At 65.9% G+C, this 16,306-nt stretch carries 12 protein-coding genes; 11 read left to right on the top strand and 1 reads right to left on the bottom strand.

All coding sequences use genetic code 11. The features are described 5' to 3' along the window. Window position 1 precedes the first annotated feature (1 nt). The 11 genes from ACN9MU_RS31095 to ACN9MU_RS31145 all read left to right on the top strand — a co-directional run bounded on the left by ACN9MU_RS31095 (window position 2) and on the right by ACN9MU_RS31145 (window position 14,496). On the top strand, window positions 2-772 hold the full coding sequence (locus ACN9MU_RS31095) for an ABC transporter ATP-binding protein (protein ID WP_426166158.1): 771 nt from the start codon (window positions 2-4) through the stop codon (window positions 770-772). Further along, entirely contained in the window at window positions 769-1,371 is a 603-nt protein-coding gene (cobO, locus tag ACN9MU_RS31100; protein ID WP_426166161.1) for a cob(I)yrinic acid a,c-diamide adenosyltransferase, read from the top strand. The genes ACN9MU_RS31095 and cobO overlap by 4 nt, the downstream gene beginning before the upstream one ends. Beyond that, window positions 1,365-2,669 carry a cobyrinate a,c-diamide synthase gene (locus ACN9MU_RS31105; protein WP_426336609.1) on the top strand — a complete coding sequence of 435 codons (1,305 nt, stop codon included), beginning with the start codon at window positions 1,365-1,367 and terminating at the stop codon, window positions 2,667-2,669. The genes cobO and ACN9MU_RS31105 overlap by 7 nt, the downstream gene beginning before the upstream one ends. Next, a complete protein-coding gene (gene cobU, locus ACN9MU_RS31110) occupies window positions 2,666-3,217 on the top strand; it encodes a bifunctional adenosylcobinamide kinase/adenosylcobinamide-phosphate guanylyltransferase (protein WP_426166165.1) in 552 nt (183 codons plus the stop codon). The genes ACN9MU_RS31105 and cobU overlap by 4 nt, the downstream gene beginning before the upstream one ends. 2 nt (window positions 3,218-3,219) lie before the next feature. Further along, window positions 3,220-4,197: an adenosylcobinamide-phosphate synthase CbiB gene (gene cbiB, locus ACN9MU_RS31115; RefSeq protein ID WP_426344910.1), complete on the top strand. Its 978-nt coding sequence runs from the start codon at window positions 3,220-3,222 to the stop codon at window positions 4,195-4,197. Further along, a complete protein-coding gene (cobD, locus tag ACN9MU_RS31120) occupies window positions 4,190-5,170 on the top strand; it encodes a threonine-phosphate decarboxylase CobD (protein WP_426319661.1) in 981 nt (326 codons plus the stop codon). Before cbiB ends, cobD begins: the two co-directional genes overlap by 8 nt. Beyond that, window positions 5,167-6,045, top strand: coding sequence for a cobalamin-binding protein (locus ACN9MU_RS31125; RefSeq protein ID WP_426343903.1), 879 nt, complete (start codon window positions 5,167-5,169; stop codon window positions 6,043-6,045). The genes cobD and ACN9MU_RS31125 overlap by 4 nt, the downstream gene beginning before the upstream one ends. Then, on the top strand, window positions 6,042-7,484 hold the full coding sequence (locus ACN9MU_RS31130; RefSeq protein ID WP_426319663.1) for a cobyric acid synthase: 1,443 nt from the start codon (window positions 6,042-6,044) through the stop codon (window positions 7,482-7,484). The genes ACN9MU_RS31125 and ACN9MU_RS31130 overlap by 4 nt, the downstream gene beginning before the upstream one ends. Window positions 7,485-7,659: 175 nt before the next feature. Beyond that, window positions 7,660-10,674 (top strand): hypothetical protein, encoded by a 3,015-nt coding sequence (locus ACN9MU_RS31135; protein ID WP_426343904.1) that lies wholly within the window; start codon window positions 7,660-7,662, stop codon window positions 10,672-10,674. After that, window positions 10,671-12,311 carry an SWIM zinc finger family protein gene (locus ACN9MU_RS31140; RefSeq protein WP_426343905.1) on the top strand — a complete coding sequence of 547 codons (1,641 nt, stop codon included), beginning with the start codon at window positions 10,671-10,673 and terminating at the stop codon, window positions 12,309-12,311. Before ACN9MU_RS31135 ends, ACN9MU_RS31140 begins: the two co-directional genes overlap by 4 nt. A 307-nt stretch (window positions 12,312-12,618) precedes the next feature. After that, on the top strand, window positions 12,619-14,496 hold the full coding sequence (locus ACN9MU_RS31145; RefSeq protein ID WP_426166179.1) for a reverse transcriptase domain-containing protein: 1,878 nt from the start codon (window positions 12,619-12,621) through the stop codon (window positions 14,494-14,496). A gap of 55 nt (window positions 14,497-14,551) precedes the next feature. On the opposite strand, the gene ACN9MU_RS31150 is transcribed toward ACN9MU_RS31145, so the two are convergent. After that, the gene (locus ACN9MU_RS31150) at window positions 14,552-16,279 is read right to left on the bottom strand and encodes a M4 family metallopeptidase (RefSeq protein WP_426166181.1); all 1,728 of its coding nucleotides are present in this window, start codon (window positions 16,277-16,279) and stop codon (window positions 14,552-14,554) included. Window positions 16,280-16,306: the final 27 nt, after the last annotated feature.

Below are 16,306 nucleotides of genomic sequence, written 5' to 3' on the forward strand. Positions count from 1 at the left end.
GATGATCGGCACCCATCAACTACGCCTTGCCATGGGCAAGCGCACCCTGGTCGACAGGCTGGACTGGCAGGTCGGCGACGGCGAATGCTGGAGCGTGATCGGCCGCAACGGCGCCGGCAAGAGCACCTTGCTGCGCACCCTGGCCGGACTGCGCCAGCCGGAAGCCGGCCATGTCAGTATCGACCGCCGCGCACTTGGCGAATGGCCGCTGCAGGAACTGGCGCTCAAGCGCGCCTTCCTGGCGCAGGCCCGCAGCGATGCCTTCTCGTACTCCGTGATCGAAACCGTGCTGTCGGCGCGCCATCCCTACCACGACAACCGGTATTGGGAAAACAGCGACGACCACCAGGCCGCCATTGCCGCCCTGGCCGCAATGGAAGTCGACCACCTGGCGGCACGCGACGTGCGCACGCTGTCCGGCGGTGAGCGCCAGCGCGTGGCCATCGCCGCCATGCTGGCGCAGGATACGCCGCTGCTGCTGCTCGACGAACCGGCCAACGCGCTGGACCTTGCGCACCAGGTCAGCGTGATGTCGCTGCTGTCCAGGCTTTGCCGGGAGCAGCGCAAGACCGTGGTGATGGTTGGCCATGACCTGACGCTGGCGCACAGCGTCTCTTCCCACGCACTGCTGCTGATGGGCGACGGGCGCTGGCTGGCGGGCCCGGTCGAGGAAGTGATGCAGCCCGCTGTCCTCAGCGAATACCTCGACCATCCAATCGAAACCGTCCGCCACGGCGAACGCACCATCTTCATTCCCGGGAGCCCCCAATGAGCGATATCAACGACCGCCACCGCGACCGCATGGCGCGCAAGAAGGCCATTATCGACGCCAAGATCGCGGCAGCCGACAAGAACATCGGCGTCCTGATCGTCAACACCGGCAATGGCAAGGGCAAGAGCTCGAGCGGCTTCGGCATGGCGATGCGTGCCATGGGGCACGGCATGAAAGTGGGCGTGGTGCAGTTCATCAAGGGCGCCATGTCGACCGGCGAAGAACAGTTCCTGCGCCGTTTCCCTGAAGAGTGCAGCTTCCACGCCATGGGCGAAGGCTATACCTGGGAAACGCAGAACCGCGAGCGCGATATTGAAAAGGCGCAGCAGGCCTGGCAGCAGGCGCGCGCCTTCCTGCGCGATCCATCCTACGGCATGGTGGTGCTGGATGAACTGAACATCGCCCTGAAGTACCGCTACCTGGACGTGCACGACGTGATTGCCGACCTGCTGGATCGTCCGGAGATGCAGCATGCGGTGGTTACCGGCCGCGCCGCGCCGCAGGAACTGATCGACGTCGCGGATACCGTCACTGAAATGACCGTGGTCAAGCACGCGTTCAAGGCCGGCATCGCAGCGCAGCCGGGCACGGAATGGTAGCCCGCGCCGTCCTCATTGCAGCCGCCGCATCCGGCCAGGGCAAGACCACTGTCACGGCAGCGCTGGCGCGCAAGCTGGCGAGCGCCGGGCGCCGCGTGCGGGTCTTCAAGTGCGGACCGGATTTCATCGACCCGATGGTGCTGGCGCGCGCTTGCGGCTCGCCGGTCGAATCGCTCGACCTGTGGATGGTGGGCGCTGAACGCTGCCGCGCCCTGCTGGCCGAGGCGGCGGAGCAGGCCGATGCGATCCTGGTCGAAGGTGTAATGGGCCTTTACGATGGCACGCCTTCCGCCGCCGACCTGTCGCGCGAATTCGGCTTGCCGGTATTGGCCGTGATCGATGCCGGGGCCATGGCGCAAACAGCCGGGGCGTTGGTGCACGGCTTGCGCGATTATGGGCCGGTGGCCATGGCTGGCGTGGTGGCGAACCGCATCGCCAGCGCCGGACACGCGGCCATGGTCGCGGCCTCCCTGCGCGACATCCCACTGCTGGGCACCCTGCCCAAGCAGGCCGCATCGCTGCCCGAGCGGCATCTGGGTCTTGTATTGCCGGACGAAGTCGCCGGCCTCGATGCATTGCTCGACACGCTGGCCGGCCAGCTGACGCTCGATCTCGCAGCCTGGGACGCCTTGCCAATCATGTCGATTGCGGCTGGCGCAGACGCTGCTGCCGGCAACGGCGCGCCAGGACGGCCTCTTGAAGGCTCCCGCATTGCCATCGCACGCGACGCGGCCTTCATGTTCCTCTACCCGGCCAACCTGTCGACGCTGGAAGCACTCGGCGCGCAGCTCGACTACTTTTCGCCGCTGGCCGACGAGCCGGTGCCGCGCGAAGCCACGGCCGTTTACCTGCCTGGCGGCTATCCCGAACTGCACGCCGCAGCGCTCTCCACCGGACAGCGCTGGCAGGCATCGCTGCGCGCCGCGCATGCCGACGGCCTGCCCATCGTCGCCGAGTGTGGCGGCATGATGGCGCTCGCGGACTCGCTGCAGGACAAGGAAGGCAAGGAGTGGCCGATGGCCGGCCTGTTGCTCGGCAAGGTCGCCATGCAGGCCCGCCTTGCCGGCCTGGGAGCGCAAGCGATGCCTACCGCGCAGGGCCCGCTGCGCGGCCATACCTTCCATTACTCGCGTCTGGAGACCTCGGTGCCCGCCGCCGCGACGACGCAAAAGCATCCAAGCGGCGCCGCGGGCGAAGCCGTTTACCGCGTGGGTTCGCTGCAAGCGTCCTACTTCCACGGCTATTTCCCGTCCAACCCCGCCGCGGTGGCGGCCTTGTTCTTGCGGAGCGCTGCATGACACGCACACTGGTCTTTGGCGGCGCCCGTTCCGGCAAGAGCGTCCACGCCGAGCAGCTTGCGGCGGCTTCCGGCAAGGAGGTGGTCTACATCGCCACAGCCGCAGCGGGCGATGCCGAAATGTCGGCCCGTATCGCCCAACATCGCGCGCAGCGGCCCCAACACTGGCGCACCGTCGAAGAGCCAGTCGCGCTTGCAGCCGCCCTGGCCGAATGGCGGGCGGCGCACCGCCTGGTGCTGGTCGATTGCCTGACGTTGTGGCTGTCCAATCTGATGTTCAGCGACGGCACGCAATACCCGGAAGTCGGCACGATCGAGCTTCCGGCGTGCTTCCACGAACAGCGCGCGGCCCTGCTCGGCGAGCTGGCGGTCGAGCGCGGCGAGGTCGTGCTGGTGTCGAATGAAGTCGGCATGGGCATCGTGCCCTGGGGCGCCGTCTCGCGCAGCTATGCCGACGAAGCCGGCCGCCTGAACCAGTCGGTTGCCGCCGTCTGCGACCGGGTCGTCTTTGTCGCGGCGGGCCTGCCGCTGATGCTGAAAGGCGCCTGATGCTGCTGGCTGGCCTGGACTGGACCACATTCGCTGCCGCACTGCTGGCTGGCGTGCTGCTCGACGCCATCCTCGGCGAAGTCTCGCGCCTGCATCCGCTGGTCGGCTTCGGCCGCCTGGCCAACGCAATCGAAGCGCGCCTGAACCGTTCCAGCGCCGCCGCCCCGGCTGCACCCGTTGCCCGCTTCGCACTCGGCGCACTTGCCTGGGCGCTCGCCGTAGTGCCTCTCACCATGCTGGCAGCATGGACCTTCGCACAGCCGCTGCCCGCCGCAGCACAGGCGGCCCTGCACGCCACCCTGCTGTACTTCTGCCTTGGCCTGCGCAGCCTGCGCGACCACATGATCCCGATCGGCCGGGCCCTGCAATCCAAGGACCTGCCGGCCGCCCGCGCCCTGACCGCCCGCATCGTCAGCCGCGACACCGAACAGGCCACCGTTTCCGAACTCGCCAAGGCCGCCACCGAATCAACGCTGGAGAACGGCAATGACGCCGTCTTCGGCACCCTGTTCTGGTTCGCCATCGCCGGCGGGCCCGGCGCCCTGCTGTTCCGCCTCGCAAACACGCTCGACGCCATGTGGGGCTATCGCACTGAACGTTTCAACCTGTTCGGCCGCAGCGCGGCCCGCATCGACGATGCGCTCAACTATCTGCCGGCGCGCCTGACCGCCATGAGCTACGCCCTGCTGGCGCCCGGCGCCGGAAGCACGCGCCGCGCATTGGCCTGCTGGCGCAAGCAGGCTCCCGCCTGGAGCAGTCCCAACGCGGGGCCGGTCATGTCTACTGGAGCCGGCGCGCTCGGCCTGCAACTGGGCGGGGCAGCAAGCTATGGCGGCCAGACCGAACAGCGCCCGCCGCTCGGCGAGGGCGCCGAAGCGTCTGCCGCCGACATTACGCGCGCCTGGCGCCTGGTGCGCAACGCAAGCGGGCTATGGATTGCCGTCATGCTCGCCATCGCCTATGGAGTACATCATGCTTGAACACGGCGGCAAGCTGCGCGAAGCAGCGCAACGCTACGGCCGCAACGACTGGCTGGACTTGTCGACCGGCCTGAATCCGGGCGGCTATCCAGCGCCAGCCTTGGCCTCCGACGCCTGGCATCGACTGCCCGAGCACGACCCGGCCCTGCTGCATGCCGCGCAATGCTACTACCGCGCACCGCGCATGCTGGCAGTCGCGGGAACACAGGCGGCAATCCAGGCCCTGCCCCGCCTGCGCGCGCCATCGCGCGTGGTGGTCGCCAGCCCAAGCTATGCCGAGCACCTGCATCATTGGTCGCAGCATGGCCACCGCACCAGCCCAGTTCCTTACAGCGAACTTGACGCCGCCGTGGCCACGGCCGACGTTGTGGTGGTCTGCAACCCGAACAACCCTACCGGCGCCTTCGTACCGCGCGCAACCCTGCTCCGGTGGGCGGAAGCGCTGGCAACTCGCGGCGGCTGGCTGGTCGTCGACGAGGCCTTCGCCGACACCGATGGCGCCCACAGCCTTGCCGACGCCACGCAGGCCGCTGGCCTGGTCGTGCTACGCTCCGTCGGCAAGTTCTTCGGCCTGGCAGGCTTGCGCCTCGGCTTCGTCGCGGCGCGCGACGACATCCTCGCGCCGCTGGCCGACATGCTCGGCCCCTGGGCAGTCAGCGGACCGGCGCAGCAAGTCGCGCGCGCCGCGCTGGAGGACAGCGCATGGCAGGGCGCCGCGCAGGAAAAGCTGCACGCTGCCGGCACCCGGCTGCGCGCGCTGCTGGCCAGCCACGGCATCGCCAGCAACGGCACCTCGCTGTTTCAATGGTGGCCTGAACCGCTTGCCGAAGAATTCCACGACCACATGGCGCGCCGCGGCATCTGGGTACGCCTGTTCCGCGAAGCGGCGCGCGGCATCCGCCTCGGCCTGCCGCCCGACGAGGCAGGCTGGCAGCGCCTTGAACTGGCATTGAACGAATGGACGAACCGATGAAAAGTTACCTGCTGATCTCCGCACTGTGCGCCGCCCAACTGCAGGCGCACGCCGCCATCACCGTCAACGACGATGACGGCAAGCCGGTCACCCTGCAAAAGCCGGCGCAGCGCGTCGTCGCACTGGCGCCGCACGTCACGGAACTGCTATTCGCAGCCGGCGGCGCCGAAAAAATCGTGGGTGCGGTCAGCTACAGCGACTATCCCGAAGCCGCCAAGCAGATTCCCCGCGTCGGCGACAATCGCCAGGTCGACATGGAGCGCCTGCTGGCGATGAAGCCGGACCTGCTGGTGGTCTGGCGCCACGGCACCTCCGAGCGCCAGATCGACCAGCTGCGCCAGCTCGGCATCCCGATGTTCCACAGCGAGCCGAAAAAACTGGACCAGATCGCCGACAACCTGGAAAAGATGGGCAGGCTGCTTGGCACCGAGCCCGCCGCCAACGCGGCAGCGAAGGAACTGCGCCAGAAGCTGGCTGCCCTGCGCGCGCAATATGCGGCGCGTCCGCCGGTGCGCACCTTCTACCAGGTATGGGACAAGCCGCTCTACACACTGAACGGCGAACACATCGTCAGCGACGCACTGAAAGCATGCGGCGGCCAGAACATCTTCGCCGACCAGAAGGTCACGGCGCCGGTAGTCAGCGTGGAGGCCGTGCTGGAAGCCGATCCCGAAGCAGTCTTCGCCACGGCGGAAAAGGACTATGGCGGGGTCGGCCTGTGGCGCCCTTACAAGACGCTCAAGGCGACCAGGCAGGACAACCTGTTCACGATCGACGGCAGCCTGCTCAATCGCGCCGGTCCGCGCATGATCGCCGGCACCGCAGTGCTGTGCGAAAAGCTGGATGAAGCGCGCAAGCACCGTCCTGCAAAATGAGCTTCCCTTACCGTACCCTGATGGTCCAGGGCACCACGTCCGACGCCGGCAAGAGCACCATTGTCGCGGCCCTGTGCCGCCTGCTGAAACAGCGCGGCGTGCGCGTCGCGCCCTTCAAGCCGCAGAACATGGCGCTCAATAGCGCGGTCACCGTCGACGGCGGCGAAATCGGACGCGCCCAGGCGCTGCAGGCGATTGCCGCCGGCATTCCGTCGCACACCGACATGAATCCCGTGCTGCTCAAGCCAAGCAGCGATATCGGCGCCCAGGTCATCATCCACGGCAAGGTGCGCGGCGACATGAATGCGCGCGACTACCACCAGTACAAGACCGTCGCCATGGCGGCCGTCCTGGAATCCCACCAGCGGTTGTCGGCACAGTATGAGACCGTGGTGGTGGAAGGCGCCGGCAGCCCGGCGGAAATCAACCTGCGCGACCGCGATATCGCCAACATGGGCTTCGCGGAAGCCGTCGACTGCCCCGTCATCCTGTGCGCCGACATCGACCGCGGCGGCGTGTTCGCCCACATTGTGGGCACCCTGTCCTGCCTGTCGGAGAGCGAACGCCGTCGCATCATCGGCTTCGTCATCAACCGCTTCCGCGGCGACATCAAGCTGCTGGAGCCCGGCCTGGACTGGCTGGAACAACAAACCGGCAAGCCGGTGCTGGCAGTGCTGCCCTACCTGCATGGCCTGTACCTGGATGCCGAAGACGCGGTGCAGGCCGTGCAGGCCGAGCGCGGCGCCTTCCGCGTGGTGGTGCCAAGCCTGCCGCGCATGAGCAACCATACCGACTTCGATGCGCTGCGCGCCCACCCCGGCGTCGACCTGCGCTTTGTACGCAAGGGCGAAGCAATCCCGCCTGCCGACCTGCTCATCCTCCCGGGAAGCAAGAACACGCGCGACGACCTGGCCGCGCTGAAGGAAGGCGGCTGGCCGCAGGCGATCGCACGCCACCTGCGCTATGGCGGCAAGGTGATCGGCATTTGCGGCGGCTTCCAGATGCTGGGCACCCAGGTGGACGATCCGCACGGCGTGGAAGGCCGGGCCGGCAGCGAGACCGGCCTGGGCTTGCTGGACATGCGAACGGAGCTCACGCGCCACAAACGCCTGGCGCAAGTCTCCGGCCAATGCGCCTTCAACGCTGCGCCGGTCAGCGGCTACGAGATCCACATGGGCGTGTCGCACGGCCCCGCAATGGCGCAACCAGCCTTCTTTATCGACGGCCGGCCGGAAGGCGCCGTCTCGTCCGACGCCCAGGTGCTCGGCACCTACCTGCACGGGCTGTTCGACCACCCGCAAGCCGGCCGCGCCTTGCTGCACTGGGCCGGCCTGGCAACGCAACACACCGTCGATACCAACGCCTTGCGCGAAGCTAGCCTGGATCGGCTGGCTGCCGCCTGCGAACCGCTGCTGGAAGCGCTGCTCAAGACGGCGTAGGAATTGCTTTATTTGCAAACACTTGCAAGATTGGCTAACATCGTCCTGTTGAGTAACCGGATTTCAAGTCAAGGCCCGCACTACAGTGAAGCTGATTCGGAAAAGCAGCCTGGTTCGCAGGCAAAAAGACGCCACCATCCATTGCGAGATTGAGCTCTGCGAAGTGGCGGGCGCAGTGGCAGGATCTCCTGGCCGCTACCTGGTCAACCTGCGCCAGGGCCGCACCGGCGAAGAGTGGCGCGAAAGCACGCGCACTCCGCAGCCGGTCGACTGGCAAGCCGCCGAAACCCTGTTTGAGCTGGCGCTGATCGAACGCGCTGCGCAAGGTTTCGTCGACCCGGCAACCGCGCCCGAACCGGCCCTGCCGCAAAGCGCGGTATCCGCTCCAGCCCCGGCGCAAACGCCATCCGATCCTGCCGCCGTCGCGCTGCTGCAGCAACTGCAAGCGGGAAACTGGAAAAAGCTGGACCAGCACCACCGCAACCGGGTCATCTGGCGCATCGGCGAACGCCGCCTGCGCGGCGCCGTCCCCGCCATGGTCGACCTGATAGCGCGCGGCGACGTCATGCAGGATTACTGCCTGGCCTGGGCGATCGGCCGCTGCGGCGATGCCGGAGCCGCCGTCGCCATGCAGGAGCTGCACGCGCGCGGCCGCAGCGATGCCGTGCGCCGCATCGCCCTGCAAGCCTGGCTGATGCTGGCCGACGGCGCCGCACTGCAGGCGCACGCGGCCCGCTTGCTGGCCGACTGGCCGGCAGTCCTGCGCAACGCCTGGGACCAGCAGGATGAAGAAAAATTTCTGTCGATTGCCGCCGGCGACGACGAGTGGCAAGGCCTGTCGAAGTCGGACTGGCTGGAGCAGTTGCACCAGGTGGCCCTCAGCCAGCCGATGGCGCGCCGCCTGCTGCGCACCCACCTGAAGCGGATGCGCCTGCGCGCCGGGACTTTCCGCGCCGTGCGCCATATCTACAAGGCAGCCGAGATGGCCGGCGATGCCGAGCTGTGGGGCCTGATCCAGCAGCGCTTTGACACCGATACCCATACCAGCAGCAGCCAGTGGATTTATGTGCGCCGCGCCTACGTCAAGTACGCGGAGGAAGCCTCGCGTCCCGACAGCAAAGTGGCTTACGGCCTGCGCACGCGCGACTACCTGCGCCGCCGCGGCTGGCGCACATTGCGCCGGCTTGCGGAGGACGGCGACGCGGCCTACGTCCGCATGGCGCTCGGGGTCCTGGCTGCGATGGATGACAGCGACGCCGGCCAGGCAAGCGCCCGCGGTGGCCGTTTCTACGACAGCTACAGCTACTGGATGGTCTTCAACCGCATGCTGCGCGCGCGCGGCCATTGGCTTAGCAACCGCCCGGGCACGAGCTGGTACCAGCCGCACCCGATCCAGCCCGACGACAGGCGCCAGGAAGCCTTCCCCGAGCTGTGGGATGCGCAGCCGCAGGCCCTGCTCTCGCTGATGCAGCAAAGCCGCTGCGCCGGCGTGCACGAATTCGCGGCGCGCGCGCTGGCCGACAACAAGGCCTTCTGCGCCGCCCTGGAGCCGGACGTGATCCGCGAGCTGTTGCGCAGCCCCTACCTGTCGACGGCACGCTTTGCCTTCCAGGTGGCGCGCCAGCGCTTCGAACCGGGCATTCCGCCAACCGAGTGGCTGCTGCTCCTGATCCAGTGCACCTTGCCGGAAGCGACCCAATACGCGCTGGACTGCATCGTGCGCGACCCGCTGAACTACGCTGCCGACCCGCTGCTGGTCGCGACCATCGCCTGCGCTCCGCTGGAGGCGGTACGCCGCCAGGGCCGCATGTTGTGCCAGGTCGCTGCGACCTTGCCAGGCCAGGCTCCGGCCATTGTCATGCAACTGCTTGACTGGCTGGACAACTGCGCCGACATCGACGATGCGCGCAACGCCGTGCCGCCGATTGGAGCCGACCTGCATTGGCTGATCGAGAATCCGCTGCGCGATGCCGCGGCAGGCGCACCGTACGAACGCCTGCTGCAACTGCTTGGCCACGCGCTGGCTGCGGTGCGGCTCCTGGCCTGCCAATGGCTGATCTTGCATCCCGCGCCCACCGGCATGCTGCCCGGCTCCAGGCTGGCCATGCTGCTGAAGGATGAAGATGCCGAAGTGCGCGGCGCAGCGGTACGCCTGTTCGGCACGCTGCCGGACCAGGTGCTATGCGCGCAGTCGGAGCTGATCATCGCCTTTGCCACCAGCGCCGAGGCAAGCGTACGGCGCGGCGTCGATCCGGTCATCCAGCGCCTGAGCGTCGCCGATGCCGGCTTCCGCCAGGCGCTGCTGGCCGGCCTGCTCGACGCGCTGTTCCGCAGCGAAACCGGCGAAGGCATGCATGCCGACCTGGTGGCCTGGGTCACCGGTCCCTTGAAGGATGAGGAACAACTGGCCGATACCGCCTTGCTGGCGCGCCTGCTGGCTGCGCGCAGCAAAGGCGCCCAGCTGCTCGGTGCGCGCCTGCTGCCCGGCTTCCGCCCCGAACAGTTTGACGTCGCGGCCTGGGCCGCTTTCGGGCGCAACCCCACGGCCAGCGTGCGGCAATGGGCTTTCCAGGCTTATCGTTCCGCTCCTCAGCGCGTACGCAGCCAGATGGAGGCGGCGCTGCGCATTTTCGACAGCCGCTTCGACGACAGCCGCGAGTTCGCCTCGGCCTTCTTTACCGAGGCCTGCACCCGCGACGACTGGACGCCGCTGCTGCTGGTAAACCTGTGCGACCACCAGGACCCGGCGGCGCAACGCTTCGGCCGCGCCATGATCACCAGGCATTTCGACGTCGGCGACGTGACCGAGCTGCTGGATAAGCTGAGCCAGCACCCTTCCGCCAATATGCAGCTGTTCGTCAGCTCCTGGCTGGAAAGCGCCTGCGCCGGCGACGTGCACAAGCTGCAGCGCATGGAACCTTACTTCCTCAGCGTGCTGTCGCAAGTGAATCGCGGCCGCGTCGTGAAAAGCCGCGTGCAGGCGTTCCTGCGCGCGCAGGCCGAACTGTCGGAGGAAATCGCCGCCTTTGTGGCCAGGGTATTTGCACGCCAGGTGCTGACAGTCGCCATCGCCGACAAGGCGCAATACATCGAAGGCCTGCGCGCCATCCAGCAGCGTTATCCCGGGCTGCCGGCAGCCATCACGATCCACACGCCAGCAGCCATCGCCGGCCGGGGAAGCAAGACATGAGATTCCAGTACCGCTACTACGGCGAGACCTACGTCAGCAACAGCGCCGCGTCGACCGATATGCGCTTCGTGCCGGATACCCTGCGCGCGCCGACCCACTTCGTCGCCGACATCAACAAGCACATTCCTTTCCGCGAGGCGATCTCCGCCCTGCACGATGTCGTGGTAGCCGACCAGCGCTACCAGCCCAAGGACAAGACAGCCTACAAGGAATGGGTAGCGCAAAACGAAGGCATGATGCTGGCGCAGTTCCAGGCCCGCGGCAGCGAGCTGAAAGAGCAGTTGCAGCCGCTGCAAGCTGAAATGCGTGCGCTGCGCGAGCGCAAGTCGAAGCTGATGAAGCCCTTCTACGATGCGCAAGCGAGGTACTACAACTACCTGTACCAGACTAACCGCGAACTGTGGATCGCGCTCGACCCGGTCATTACCGTGCATCCGGACCGCGTATTCTTCGAGTGTTTCAGCCGCGACGAATCGAGCTACGCTTCGCTCAGTTGCAGCCATAATGTGTTCGACCACATCGGCGACTTCGCCTGCGGCACCACCAACATCGACTACTCGGAAAGCCTGTACGGCGAATTCCAGAAGATCCGCGACTACAAGAGCACCAGGCTGTCGATCGATCCGGGCGGCTTCCAGGTCAAGACCGCCGACGATCCCGAATTCATCGAAGAGAAGATCGACGTGCCCGACACCTGGGTGCGAGGCTTCCTGCAGGTCAGCAGCGCAATGAACATGGTGGCGCGCCGGCTGGACCTGCACCCGATGGACGTGCACAACTTCTGCCTGCAGATGCGGCGCAAGAAGGAGCGCGTCGGCCCGCGCTCGATCCGTTTCGTGCTGGCGCCGGGAGAACCGGTGCGCGCGGTGTTCGAACCTTGGAACGAGGAAGTGGTTTGCCGCCGCTCCATCTATCAGGGCAACGTGGCGGAAGAAGTTCGCGTCTGGGGCCGCCGCCGCCTGATGCTGCTTGAGCGCCTGATTCCCGTCGCCCAGAGCTTCACTGTGCACCTGATGGGCAGCGGCCTGCCAAGCTTCTGGATCGCCAACATGCCCGGCATGCAGTTCACGCTTGGGCTTTCCGGCTGGACCGCCAACGACTGGTCGCATGCCGGCCAGTTCGATTTGCTCGCGCCGCGCGGCGAGATCGACAACGACAGCAAGAAAAAAGTCTTTGCCGCGCTGGGCAAGCGCTGGTTCGCCACCAGCGCCCAGTTGTCGCTCGACACCGGCCTCGATCGCATGCTGGTCGAACGCGCGCTGACCCTGTACACCCAGGCCGGCCGCGTGATCTACGACCTGGTGAATGAAGTCTACCGCCTGCGCGAACTGGCGCGCGAGCCGCTGCCGCTGGACACGCTGCGTTTCGCCAGCCCCGAGGAGGAGGAAGCCCGGAAGCTGGTCGCCCTCCATGCAATGAACGGACACGCCGTGGAAGCGGTTGCAGACGGCAGCATCCGCCTGAGCGCACAGGCAAAGCAAGGCGACCGCCAGTACCAGGTCATGCTGCGGCTGGATGCCGACGAACGCATCGTCGATGGCGCCTGCCAATGCAACTTCTTCACGTTCAACCGCATGCACAAAGGTCCTTGCGCGCACATGCTCGCGCTGCGCATGTCGCGGCAGCAGGCGGCTTGAGGATGACGATCGATATGAAAAAAGCAAATGAACTGATATACTCGTTCCAGCAAACACGGCGGGATGGCTCTTGCAACCCGAACGGTGGATCGCCGTTCACGTATTCAGCTCTTCCCATGCGCCACTGGCACGCTCTTCACAGTGCCATACTGACACCGGTGCCGCAAGACGGTGTGACTGCCCTGCAGTCCATTCGCAGCACCGGTGTCGTATGGCATCGAGTGGAGCGCCCCAGTCTTAAAGGCTCTTCGATGACAATCCCGCCGTGTCTGCATCTTTCGCGCTCGCCTCGCCAGGAGGCCATGCAATGAGCGCCACCGAATCCAGCCCAGTCACCACGCGCGCAGAATTGATGGAGCGCCTGCGTAACAGCTCGCGCCAGGAAGTCGTGCTGGGCGAGATGCAGCGCCTCGGCTTCTGGCCTGCCAATACCGGCGAGCCTACCGAACTGGAAGAAGTCGTCAAGCGTGAAGCTGAACTCAGCAGCGCCCTGCACCGCCTTGGCCAGGAACTGCGCACCATCCAGGACCCGGAACAGGCTCTCAAGGCGATGCGCAAGGAGCGCATGGCCAAAGCGCGGCAACGGCGGGAAGAGACCCGCCAGAAGCGTGCGCGCGAACGTTTTGAACGCGCGACGGCCTGGCATCAGCGCCAGTCCACCGAACTGCTCTACCTGGGCGAAGGCGTTTCCGCCGGCCTGAATCACGCCGAGAGCAATGCCGAAAAACTGGCGCGCTGGTCGCTGCCTGCAATGAACAACGCGAGCGAACTCGCAACCGCCATGGGCATCACGCTGCCCGAGCTGCGCTTCCTGAGTTTCGAGCGCCGCGTATCGCGCATCAGCCACTATCGCCGCTTCGCCATGCCGAAGAAAACCGGCGGCGAACGCATCATCTCTGCGCCGCTGCCGCGCGTGAAGCGCCTGCAGTATTGGGTGCTGGACAACATCCTGGCCAAGGTGCCGCTGCACCCTGCCGCGCATGGGTTCATCCCAGGCCGTTCGATTGTCAGCAATGCCCACCCCCACGTGGGCAAGTCCGTGGTCATCAACCTGGACCTGAAGAATTTTTTCCCGTCCATCAGCCTGCCGCGCATCAAGGGCGTGTTCAGGGAGCTGGGCTACAGCGAACAACTGGCCACCACGCTCGGGCTGGTTTGCACGGAGACGCCCGTTGAAGAAGTCAGCGTGGACGGCGAAAGATTCTTTGTCGCCACCGGCGAGCGCGCCCTGCCCCAGGGCGCTCCGAGCAGCCCGGCGCTGACCAACATCCTGTGCCGGCGTCTCGACGCTCGCGTGCAAAGCTGCGCCGCAAAGCTTGGCTTCACCTACACCCGCTATGCCGACGACCTGACCTTCTCCGGCGATGCCGCCGCGCGCAAGCTGGCCGGCAAGCTGCTATGGCGCGTCAAGCAGATCATTGCCGACGAAGGCTTCACGCCTCACCCGGACAAGCAGCATGTCATGAGCGATGCGCATTGCCAGAGCGTGACCGGCATCGTGGTCAACAAGAAGCTGTCCCTCGACCGCGATACCTTGCGCCGCTTCCGCGCGACCCTGTTCCAGGTCGAAAAAGACGGCCCGGCCGGCAAACAATGGAACGGCAATGAAAACGTGATCGATGCGCTCGAAGGTTACGCGCAGTTCATCAAGATGGTCGACGCCGAGAAAGGGGCACCGTTACTGCAACAGGTGCGGGCAGCCCGCGCGAAATGGACTGCGCAAGCGCCGGCAGCAAGCGCACCTGTCGCCCGCCGCAGCAGCGGCTTCCGCGCTTTGTCGGCGCAAGGCAAGGAACCGTGGGCCGGCTTCTGGCAAGCGGCAATACCGGCTGCGCCCGTGCTGGAGAAAACGCAGGAGCAGTTGACGCAGGCAAAAGCCGCTGCAAGGCAAAAGCCTGCTGCGCCCACAGGCTCTCCTTCGAGGCCGGCGGCAAGGCCGGCTACCACGCCGCAGCCTCCTACGCGCGAAAGCCGCGGGATGTTCACCGGACGTCCATGGGTGGCTATCCTCATCCAGCTCTACTTCGCCACGACCTTGTGCCTGAACTTCCGCACGCCGATTCCATTCGTCGCCGCCGTGGTACTTGCAGTGCTGGCATGGCGAAATTTCAGTGCCGGCTGGCCGCGCTATTTCTTCACCATGTTCGTAGCGGTGATTGCGACGGTCGTGCTGCGGCACGCTTAAGCCGAAAAAAAAACCGCCAGGTCACCCTGGCGGTTCTCATGCAGGGACGCGCAGCTTATTCAGCGACGTCTGCACCCACGTTGATCGCGGCGTAAGCGCGCATGGCCGCCTTGGCCTCAACGCTGCCAACGCCATACAGTTCCTGCGCTGCTGCCACGACTGCTGCACGTGCGTCAGCATAGGTCGAGCCGGAAGTCAGCTTGGTGGTGTTGGCCTTGAACCAGATGCGATATGCCTTGTCGATGCCGATGCCGGTCATGTTCTTCGGGGCCTGGGTCAGGTACTGGGAGTAGTAGTCGCTGGTGGACACCGAGCTCGAACCCATGGCCAGGAAGTAGAACATGCGGTTGTTAGGGCCGCTGCTGTAGTGCGGGTCCAGGCGCTTCAGGGAAGTGCTCCATGCATTCGGGCTCTTGCCGTCCTTGCTTGGCTTGTACAGCCAGCGCAGCGGGGTACCGGTCTTCGAGATTTCCTTGCCCATCATCCAGTCGTTGCCGGCGTTGACAACGCTGCCGGTGCCGCCGTTGCGTGCGTAGGCTTCCACCGCTTCGCCGTTGATGTCGGACGAAGATTCGTTCAGGCCGCCGGACTCGCCGCGGTAGGTCAGGTTGGACGTTGCAGCGGTCACGCCGTGGCCCATTTCGTGGCCGATCACGTCGATCGAACCAAGGCTGTAGAAGCTGGAACCGTCGCCGATGTACATGCACTTGCAGGAATCGGTGTAGAAGGCGTTGTCGTAAGCGGTGCCCACGTGTACGGCGATGTAGGTTGCGGTGTTGTTACCGTCCAGCGACTTCCAGCCCAGCACATTGCTCATGGTGTCGTAGGTGTTCTGCAAGCCCCACAGCGCATTGACGGCAGCGGTCTGGCCGTTGGCGTTGGTGGTGCTGCCGCCGGAAATGTAGTTCTGGCCATCGCCCCAGACGTTGGTGCTGTTGGTGTAGATCACGCCCGGAGTCGGGTTGGAAGTCGAAGCGTGGTTGGCATTGGTGATTGCAGCACCGCCGAACTGGCCGCCGACGCCGCGGGTGGAATCGAGCATCTGGTAGGTGGTACCGGACAGGGTGGTCTGGATCGGCACGTCGCCGTTGTACTGGCTATGGCCGGTGCCGACCACGCTCTGCACCATGCTCCACTGGTCCAGCAGGCTGCCGTCCCTGGCGTTCACGATGGTATTGTGGAAAACGGCTTCCTGTCCCTTGGTCATGCGGGTCTTCACCAGGTAGGCGAGCTGGTAGCTGCCCACCACGTCTTTCACGTCCAGTGCATTCAGGTCGGCTTCGGCCTTGGTTTCGGCGCCGGCAACGCGCACGGTCTTCATGACGGGGAAGATGATCAGTTCAGCGGACGGCGGGTCGATGTGGCTGGCGGCTGCCGGCAGGGTTGCCATTGCCTTGGAAATGGCGGCGCTGCCCGACAGGGTTGGCTTCACGTCGAAGCGCTTGGCAGACAGGCTGGCGCGGCGGTCGGTCACCGATTCGCCAACGATACTGCCGGCCTTGTCGGTCACGATCACGGACTCGGATTCGAAAATGCGCACGCCCTTGTAGGTATGGCTCATGCGGCTGATCGCCTGGCCTGAAGCGCCCGGATGCTGGGAGGCGATGCTGTAGCCGTGGTCAGTATCCAGGCCGAACTTGCCGCGCTCGCCGTTCAGGGTTGCCAGCAGGCGTGCCTTTTCCTGGGCGGAGAATGCGACTGGGCTGGCCATCATGCTGGCGGCGCCAGCCTGTGCTGCTACAAGGGTGATCGCTGCCGCGATCAGGGTCTTGCGAATCTTCATTTTTGCTCCATTAGTCCCGTGATTGTC

Source organism: Pseudoduganella sp. R-32 (genome assembly GCF_049913245.1).
Lineage (GTDB): Bacteria > Pseudomonadota > Gammaproteobacteria > Burkholderiales > Burkholderiaceae_D > Rugamonas.

Excerpts from the sequence above, each read along its gene's own strand:
- ACN9MU_RS31095 (WP_426166158.1), top strand. The coding sequence starts at position 2 with ATGATCGGCACCCATCAACTACGCCTTGCCATGGGCAAGCGCACCCTG.
- cobO (WP_426166161.1), top strand. The coding sequence starts at position 769 with ATGAGCGATATCAACGACCGCCACCGCGACCGCATGGCGCGCAAGAAG.
- ACN9MU_RS31105 (WP_426336609.1), top strand. The coding sequence starts at position 1,365 with ATGGTAGCCCGCGCCGTCCTCATTGCAGCCGCCGCATCCGGCCAGGGC.
- cobU (WP_426166165.1), top strand. The coding sequence starts at position 2,666 with ATGACACGCACACTGGTCTTTGGCGGCGCCCGTTCCGGCAAGAGCGTC.
- cobD (WP_426319661.1), top strand. The coding sequence starts at position 4,190 with ATGCTTGAACACGGCGGCAAGCTGCGCGAAGCAGCGCAACGCTACGGC.
- ACN9MU_RS31125 (WP_426343903.1), top strand. The coding sequence starts at position 5,167 with ATGAAAAGTTACCTGCTGATCTCCGCACTGTGCGCCGCCCAACTGCAG.
- ACN9MU_RS31130 (WP_426319663.1), top strand. The coding sequence starts at position 6,042 with ATGAGCTTCCCTTACCGTACCCTGATGGTCCAGGGCACCACGTCCGAC.
- ACN9MU_RS31140 (WP_426343905.1), top strand. The coding sequence starts at position 10,671 with ATGAGATTCCAGTACCGCTACTACGGCGAGACCTACGTCAGCAACAGC.
- ACN9MU_RS31145 (WP_426166179.1), top strand. The coding sequence starts at position 12,619 with ATGAGCGCCACCGAATCCAGCCCAGTCACCACGCGCGCAGAATTGATG.
- ACN9MU_RS31150 (WP_426166181.1), bottom strand. The coding sequence starts at position 16,279 with ATGAAGATTCGCAAGACCCTGATCGCGGCAGCGATCACCCTTGTAGCA.